The sequence below is a fragment of the Streptomyces lonarensis genome, from assembly GCF_012033735.1.
GTDB classification, from domain to species: Bacteria; Actinomycetota; Actinomycetes; order Streptomycetales; family Streptomycetaceae; genus Streptomyces; species Streptomyces lonarensis.
Map to the genome: position 1 here is coordinate 1 of NZ_JAAVJD010000243.1, position 7,608 is coordinate 7,608.

The 7,608-nt window shown below is 77.3% G+C and carries 5 protein-coding genes and 1 pseudogene; 5 read left to right on the forward strand and 1 reads right to left on the reverse strand.

The annotated features are described in order from the left end of the window. Window positions 1-428 precede the first annotated feature (428 nt). Window positions 429-686 (reverse strand): hypothetical protein, encoded by a 258-nt coding sequence (locus HCN56_RS21585; protein WP_312871356.1) that lies wholly within the window; start codon window positions 684-686, stop codon window positions 429-431. Window positions 687-828: 142 nt separating this feature from the next. Here HCN56_RS21585 and HCN56_RS21590 point away from each other — a divergent pair, with 142 nt between their 5' ends. The 5 genes and pseudogenes from HCN56_RS21590 to HCN56_RS21610 all read left to right on the forward strand — a co-directional run. Further along, window positions 829-1,812: an NTP transferase domain-containing protein gene (locus tag HCN56_RS21590; RefSeq protein ID WP_167973660.1), complete on the forward strand. Its 984-nt coding sequence runs from the start codon at window positions 829-831 to the stop codon at window positions 1,810-1,812. Continuing rightward, the gene (locus HCN56_RS21595; protein ID WP_209313028.1) at window positions 1,809-4,007 is read left to right on the forward strand and encodes a molybdopterin molybdotransferase MoeA; all 2,199 of its coding nucleotides are present in this window, start codon (window positions 1,809-1,811) and stop codon (window positions 4,005-4,007) included. The genes HCN56_RS21590 and HCN56_RS21595 overlap by 4 nt, the downstream gene beginning before the upstream one ends. Continuing rightward, entirely contained in the window at window positions 4,004-5,116 is a 1,113-nt protein-coding gene (locus tag HCN56_RS21600; RefSeq protein ID WP_167973662.1) for a potassium channel family protein, read from the forward strand. Before HCN56_RS21595 ends, HCN56_RS21600 begins: the two co-directional genes overlap by 4 nt. A 128-nt stretch (window positions 5,117-5,244) precedes the next feature. After that, window positions 5,245-6,246: an NAD(P)H-quinone oxidoreductase gene (locus tag HCN56_RS21605; RefSeq protein ID WP_167973664.1), complete on the forward strand. Its 1,002-nt coding sequence runs from the start codon at window positions 5,245-5,247 to the stop codon at window positions 6,244-6,246. Between the two features lie 841 nt (window positions 6,247-7,087). After that, window positions 7,088-7,608 (forward strand): annotated as a pseudogene (locus HCN56_RS21610) (hypothetical protein); the annotation flags it as partial.

Sequence of the window (7,608 nt, forward strand, 5' to 3'; positions counted from 1 at the left end):
TCGGCGGCACCGCGCGCCGCCGCGGACCACCGAGCGCCGCCGCGCGCGGCCTCCCCGCCGCCCCGTGACCGCGCCGGTCCGCACCGGCGGCCGGAGAGGCGCTCCGCCCCCGACGCCGCCAGGCACCCGACCGCCGACCGCTACCGCCGCCGGTGACCGCGGGCAGCAAACCCCGGTGTTCGGGAGCCCGACGCACAAGAATCCGACGCAGAAGAATCCGACGCACAAGAGTCCGGTGCACGGGAGTTCGGCGTACGGAAGAGCGGTGGCTGGTCGCCTCGCCGGGCGGCCCGACGGACCCGGCTGCCGCGGGACGGGCACGGCCGACCGCCGTATCAGGCCCGGCAGCGGGATCTGACCCGGCGTCGGCACTGGACCCGGCGCCGTGAGCGGACCCGGCGTCGGGGGAGTGCGCCCGGCGCTCCCGTTCAGGGCTTCGCCTCACCGTCCTCCAGATGGCCGCATCGGGAACAGACCCACAGCGGCCCGGTCTCCCACTGCCGCCACATGGTGCGGGCGCAGCGGGGGCAGCCGCGGGTGGCGATGCCCCGGTGGGCGGCGGTGGGTGGCGGGTCGGGTGTCGCCTCGGCGTACTCCTGCACCAGCAACCGCTCGACCGGGTCGTCGCTCGCCATCCTGAGCAGGGCGTGCTTACGCGAGCGCGCCTCGTGAACGAAGTCGGACACGGGCACAACCTTAGTCACCAACCTCACCCCGTGTGGTCACTCGCGGCGACAGGTGCCGTTCGGAGGCGATGCCTGGCCCGACCGGGGGCGAGGTTGCCGGAACCGCGTGCCCAACCGGCCCTTGCGGCGCGATACTGGCGGCATGCGAGACCAGGGCAGCGCCCGGGAGTCCGGAGGTCGTCCCCCCGGCGGAGCGGCCGCGCCGTTCGACGCGGTGGTCCTCGCCGGGGGTGCCGGCCGGCGCCTCGGCGGGGCGGACAAGGCGGCGGTGCGCGTCGGCGGGCGCACGCTGCTGGACCGCGTCCTGACGGCCTGCCGGGCGGCGCGGACCACCGTCGTCGTCGGCCCGCCGCGTCCCACCGCCCGGCCGGTGCGCTGGGCCCGGGAGGAACCGCCCGGCGGCGGCCCGTTGGCGGCGGTCACCGCGGGACTCGCGGCGCTCGGCCACCACCCCGGGGCGCCGCCCGCGCCGGGTACTCCGCCCGTGGTGGCGGTCCTCGCCACCGACCTGCCCTTCCTCACCCCCGAGCTGGTCTCCGCCGCCGTCGGGGTGCCGATCGGGGCGGACGCGGTGGTGCCGGTCGACGGCGAGGGGCGCGACCAGACGCTCGCGGCGGGCTACCGCGTGGCGCCGCTGCTCGCGGCGCTGGCGGGTATCCGGGCCGAGCACGGCGGACCGGACGGTCTCCCGCTGCGCCTGCTGCCGGCCGCGCTGCGGGTCCACCGGCTTCCCACCTCCACGAACGGCCCTGCCGACTGCGACACCTGGGCCGACATCGCCGCCGCGCGGGCCCGCATCAGGGACGATGGTCGCGTGCTGGAGGAATGGCTGGCCGCCGTCAAGGCCGAGCTCGACATCGACACCGACGTGGACACCGGCGCGCTGCTCGACGCCGCCCGCGACGCGGCACACGGAGTCACCCGGCCCGCCGCGCCGCTGACGACCTATCTGCTGGGGTACGCGGCCGGAAGCGCCGGCGTCGACCCCGCCGTGGCGGCGAGGCGCATCGGCGCGCTCGCCGCCCGCTGGGAGGAGGAGCACGCCCCGGAGGGCGGCCCCCCGCCGCCCGGCACGGCGCCGCCGGCCCCGGGGACCGGGACGGCAGAGGGGGCGGCGGGCCGATGAAGGACGACTTCGACGACGCGCTGGCCCTCGCCAACGGCCTTGCCATCACCCGGGACAGCCGCGACAGCGGCGAGGCGGCCCGGCTGCGCGCCGCCGCGGACCCCTACCCGGACCCGGCGCTCTTCCTCGACCTCGACGACGCCCCTCGCTCCGAGCCCGCACGCCCCGCCCGCTCCTCGCAGGCCGGCGCCCCGACACCGGCCGGACCGGCGCGCGCCTCGGACGACGACTGGTACGACGTGTGGTGGGAGGGCGATCGCTCCGTCCGGACGGAGCAGGCCGCCGACGACCCGTCCGACGCCGCCCCGGAGCCGCAGACCGACGGGGACGCCGACACGGACGCCGACACGGACGCGGCGACCGTCGCCGTCCCGGAGGTCGCGGCCGAGGCGTCGGCGGGCGCCCCCGACGCCGACGCCGACGCCGACCCCGACGCCGACACGGGAGCGGACTCCGCCGGCGACGATGCGCCGGAGGCGTCCGTGCCGGCTGCCGCCCCCCGGTCCGGCCGCTCCAAGCGGCGCGCGGCCCGGGCCCGCAAGGCAGCGGCACCCTCCGCCAGCCGTGACGACCGGTCCTCACCCAAACCTGAACCCGGGCCCGAGCCGCGGCCCGCCCCGGTCACGCCGGAGCCCAGCGCCCCGGAACCCGCCTCGGAATCGACCCCGGAACCCGCCCCCCAGCCGCAGCCCGCCCCCGCCCCGACCGCTGCGCGGCCGGAGGTGGACGAACTGGCGCTGCCGCCGCTCCTCGCGGAGTGGAACAGCTCCGGTCGGCGCGCCCCCGACTGGCAGACGGCGCGGGAGACCGCGTTCCGCGCGGTGCGCCCGCTCCCGGCCGCGCTGCGGTCGCTGGAACGCGCGCTCGGCCACACCCTCGCCGAGCCGCTGCCCGCCCTGACCGACCTGCCGGCGTTCGACACCGCGGCGATGGACGGTTGGGCGGTTTCCGGCCCGGGCCCCTGGCATCTCGTCACCCCGATGGCCGAACCCCGGGACGAAGCTGCGGCCAAGGACGCGACGAAGGACCGGGGCCCCGCCGACGCCACCGCCGACCCCGCCGACGCCACCGCCGACCCCGCCGACCCCACCGCCGACCCCACCGGCGCCCCCGCGGCCACCGGCGCTGGGGCCGTCCCGCCCCCGCCCGCGCATCCGCCGCGCCCGCAGACCCCGCCCGCGGTCCTCGCCGGCTCGGCGGAGCCCGAGCCACTCGCCGACGGCCTGGCCGTCGCGATCGCCACCGGCGCCCGGGTGCCCGTCGCCACGTCCGCGGTGCTGCGCAGCGAGCGCGGCCGGGTCAGCGCCGGGCAGCTGCGGGGGCGCAACCCCGAACCCGGCGCCGACATCCGCCCGCGCGGCCAGGAGTGCCGCTCCGGGACCGAGCTGCTCCCGGCGGGTACGGCCGTCACGCCCGCCGTCCTCGGGTTGGCCGCTGCCGCGGGGTACGACCAGCTGACGGTCCATCCGCGCCCGCGCGTCGAGGTGCTGGTCCTCGGTGACGAGCTGCTGCACCGCGGCCTGCCGTCGGGCGGCCGCATCCGGGACGCGCTCGGCCCGATGACCGGCCCGTGGCTGACGATGCTGGGCGCCGAGGTGCTGGTGACGCGCCGGCTGGGCGACGACGCGGAGGCGCTGTACGAGGCGGTCTCCACCAGCCGCGCCCATCTGGTGGTGACCACCGGCTCCACCGCCGCCGGCCCTGCCGACCGGCTGCGGCCGGTGCTGGACCGGCTGGGGGCGCGGCTGCGGGTGGACGGGGTCGCGGTCCGGCCGGGGCATCCGATGCTGTTGGCGGAGCTGCCCGACGGCCGTCCGCTCGTGGGGCTGCCGGGCAACCCGCTGGCGGCGGTCACCGGTCTGCTGACGCTCGGGGCACCGCTGCTGGCGTCGCTCGCGGGCCGTGAACTGCTGCCGCTGCCCGCCGTGGAGCTGACCGAGGAGGTCCCCGGGCACGAGTCCGACACCCGGGTGGTCCCGGTGCGGTACCCGGCCGCTGAGCCGACGCAGTCGCCGCGGTTCTCCACGGGGCTCGGCGGGCGGCGCGACGGGCGCACCCCGCGGGCGCAGCCGGTGCGGTTCTCCGGTCCCGCGATGCTGCGGGGCCTGGCCGGCGCGGACGCGCTGGCGCTGGTCCCGCCGGGCGGCGCCCCGCTGGGGCAGCGGGTGCCGCTGGTGGAGCTGCCACGCGGATGAGAATCCCGGTTCGGCCCGCGCGCTCCGACGCCGACGAGCAGTCGCACGGCGTGCGGCTGCCGCGCTACATCGCGGGCCCGCTGCTGCAGGTCGTGAAGCGGCTGATCCTTGCCAACCTGGTGATGCTGACGGCGTTCCTCGTCGTCTATCTCGACCGGCACGGCTACCACGACAACAACGACGGCGAGGTAGGGGCGATCGACGCCTTCTACTACGTCACCGTCTCGCTCTCCACCACCGGCTACGGCGACATCGTGCCGTGGACCGACACCGCCCGGCTGATAACCGCCCTGGTCGTCACCCCGCTGCGGGTGCTGTTCCTGATCATCCTGGTCGGCACCACGCTGGAGGTGCTGACGGAACGCACCCGAGAGCAGTGGAAGATCGCCCACTGGAGGAAGACCTTGCGCGACCACACGGTGATCGTCGGCTTCGGCACCAAGGGCCGTTCGGCGGCCGAGACGCTGATGCGCACCGGCATCACACAGGACCGGATCGTCGTGGTCGACCCGGACGCGGCCGTCGTCGACCACGCCAACGCTGACGGCTACGCGGCGGTCGCGGGCGACGCCACCCGCAGTTCCGTGCTGCTGCGCGCCCGGGTGGACCGCGCCAAGCAGGTGGTCATCGCGGCGCAGCGCGACGACACGGCGGTGCTGGTGACGCTGACCGTTCGGCAGCTGTCGACGGCCGTGCGGATCGTGGTGTCGGTGCGGGAGTCGGAGAACGTTCCGCTGCTGCGGCAGTCGGGGGCGGACTCGGTGATCACCAGTGCCTCCGCCGTCGGACGGCTGCTCGGCCTGTCGGTGGTCAGCCCCAGCTCGGGTTCGGTGATGGAGGACCTGATCCAGCCCGGCAGCGGGCTGGCGCTCAAGGAACGCCCGGTCACCCGCGCGGAGGCCGGGCGTTCGCCGCGGGAGGCGGAGGACCTCGTGGTGTCGGTGATACGGGGCCACCGCCTGCTGCCGTTCGACGATCCGGGCCTGGGGACGCTGGAGTTGGAGGACCGGCTGGTGGTGATCCGGCGCGTCAGCCACGAGCCGAGGAACGGGCCCGGCGACCGGCCGGGCGGCCAGGGGCCGGGTTCCTTCCGCATCCCCCGCCGCTGACCGGCCTCCCCACCCGCCCGCGCGCCCCGCGCGCCCCGGGGCCGCCCCGCCCACGCCCCCCGGTGGGGCGCGGCGCACCGGGCCCGCCGTCCCGGGCGGTGACGGTCCCGGGGCGTAGCCTCGGCGCCATGCATGCGATCACGATCACTGAGCCGGGTGGGCCCGAGGTCCTTGCGTGGACCGAGGTCCCGGACCCGGAGCCGGGGCACGGCGAGGTTGTGGTGCAGGTGGCCGCGACCGCCGTCAACCGTGCCGACCTGCTGCAGCGGCAGGGCCACTACGACCCGCCGCCGGGCACCGTGCCCTACCCCGGGCTGGAGTGCTCCGGCACCGTCCTGGAGGTCGGGCCGGGCGTCGCCGGCTGGCAGGAGGGCGACCAGGTCTGCGCGCTGCTCTCCGGCGGCGGGTACGCGGAGCGTGTGGTGCTCCCCGCCGGTCAACTGCTTCCGGTTCCGAAGGGGGTGGAGCTGGCGAGTGCCGCCGCGCTGCCCGAGGTCACCTGCACGGTCTGGTCGAACGTCTTCAACCTGGCCGGGGTCCGCACCGCCGCCGGGCTGCGGCCGGGCGAGACGATCCTCATCCACGGCGGCGCGGGCGGTATCGGCACCATGGCGATCCAGCTCGCCCGCGCGGTCGGGGCGAGGATCGCGGTGACCTCGGGCGGTCCGGAGAAGCTCGCCGCCTGCGCGGAGCTCGGCGCGGAGATCCTCGTCGACTACCGCGAGCAGGACTTCGTGGCGGAGGTGCGGGCCGCCACCGACGGCCGGGGCGCGGACGTGGTCCTCGACCTCATGGGCGCCAAGTACCTCTCGCGGAACGTGCAGGTGTTGGCGACCGGCGGCCGACTGGTCGTCATCGGACTCCAGGGCGGCGTGAAGGGCGAGTTGAACCTCGGTGCGCTGCTGGCGAAGCGCGCGTCGGTGACGGCGACCTCGCTCCGGGGCCGGCCTCCGGAGGAGAAGGCGGAGATCGTCACGGCGGTGCGCACCCATGTCTGGCCGCTGATCGAGGACGGCCGGGTGCGCCCGGTGGTGGATCGCGTGATGCCGCTGCGTGAGGCGGCCGACGCGCATCGGGCGCTGGAGGACGGCGGCCACGTCGGCAAACTGCTGCTGGTCACGGACGCCTGAGCTCTGGGGCCGGGCCGTGGTGCGGCCGGGGCACCGGCCGGAGGTGGAACGGATCGGCGAGCGGTCCGGTCCGGTGGCGCGCGCCCGCCCGGCAGGGGAGGGCGGGGTGTGCGCGCCACCGGACCGGGTGTCACCGGGCCGCCCGGCCGCGGGCTGCGGGGCTGGCATGCCACGCGGTGGGCGGAACCGGTGCGCAGGGCTCGGCCGGTGTGCCGGGCGCCGCCGGGACCAGCCGGGCGGCGTCCGGCCGAGTGCTGCGCCGGCCATGCGCTGCTCTGCCGCTTCCCACGCCCGAACCGGCGAAACTAACCCGTTCAGGGGGAGGTGGTCACAGGCTGCTCGACGGCCCGCGTACCAGGATGCCGCTTTGATCTACATATGTAACGCTGGTTCCACTGTCGGACCGTCTGCGGAGGCCGGGGCTGTGAACGCTTGGGCGCGACTCGCGGTGTTGATGGCGGCGCTGGCCGCAACGGCGACTCCCTCCTCCACCGCCTCGGCGGCTGAGCGCGGCGCCGGACCGGAGGAGCGGACGCATCGTCCGACGGTCCATCACCAGCCGTCTCTCCCGCTCCTCCCCGGGGCCGCCGACACGCGCTCGGGCGGCGACGCCCGCGCCGTCGAGGTAGGGGTGCCCGGCAACGCCGTTGCCGGGCACGGGACTTCCCGCGTGCCCGATCGAGTTGCCGGTGCCGCCGGTGCCCGATCGCAGTCACCTCCCTCCGCCGATCCGAACGCGGCGGGCCTCACCACCGGCGGGGCGGACACCGCGGCCCCGTCCGGGCCCGGCCGGCCGGCGTCGCCGCAGGCAGCCTTCGGAGAGGTGCACTTCACCGGCGTTGTGGCTCCGGCGGGTGAGGTCGTCCCCGCCACGTCGCACGGCTGGGGGAGTCAGCTGGCGGCCGGTGGCCGTGCCGCGTCGCACGCCCCGCCGGTGCAGGCGACGCCCGGCGGCGCCCGCCCGGCGGTCGTTCCCTCGCTGCCGCCCGCCGTCGACCGGCTGCCCGGGACACTGCCCGCAGCCGTCGGGGAGGCGCTGGCGGAGGCGGCGGGGGCCGTCCACGCCGCCGTCGCGGCGGGCCCGCTGGGTGAGGTCGTCGCCCCCGGCTCCGCGGGGCGGCCCGCGGACGGGCTCGTCGCCCCGCGGCTGGAGGAGGCCGTCACGGGCCCCACCGCGGCCGACGCACCGGCCGCCCCCGGGGACTTCTCCACGGTGGGCGACGCCGCGGCGCCCACCGCCGGCGGAGCGGCGCCGCGCTCAGCCGCCGAGGCGGTGGAGGAGGGAGTCGCCGTTGCGGCCAGCGCCGCCATCAACACCGCGAGTCGCGCCCAAGCGTTCACAGCCCCGGCCTCCGCAGACGG

Coding starts and splice junctions, on each gene's coding strand:
- HCN56_RS21595 (WP_209313028.1), top strand. CDS start 1,809: ATGAAGGACGACTTCGACGACGCGCTGGCCCTCGCCAACGGCCTTGCC.
- HCN56_RS21600 (WP_167973662.1), top strand. CDS start 4,004: ATGAGAATCCCGGTTCGGCCCGCGCGCTCCGACGCCGACGAGCAGTCG.
- HCN56_RS21590 (WP_167973660.1), top strand. CDS start 829: ATGCGAGACCAGGGCAGCGCCCGGGAGTCCGGAGGTCGTCCCCCCGGC.
- HCN56_RS21605 (WP_167973664.1), top strand. CDS start 5,245: ATGCATGCGATCACGATCACTGAGCCGGGTGGGCCCGAGGTCCTTGCG.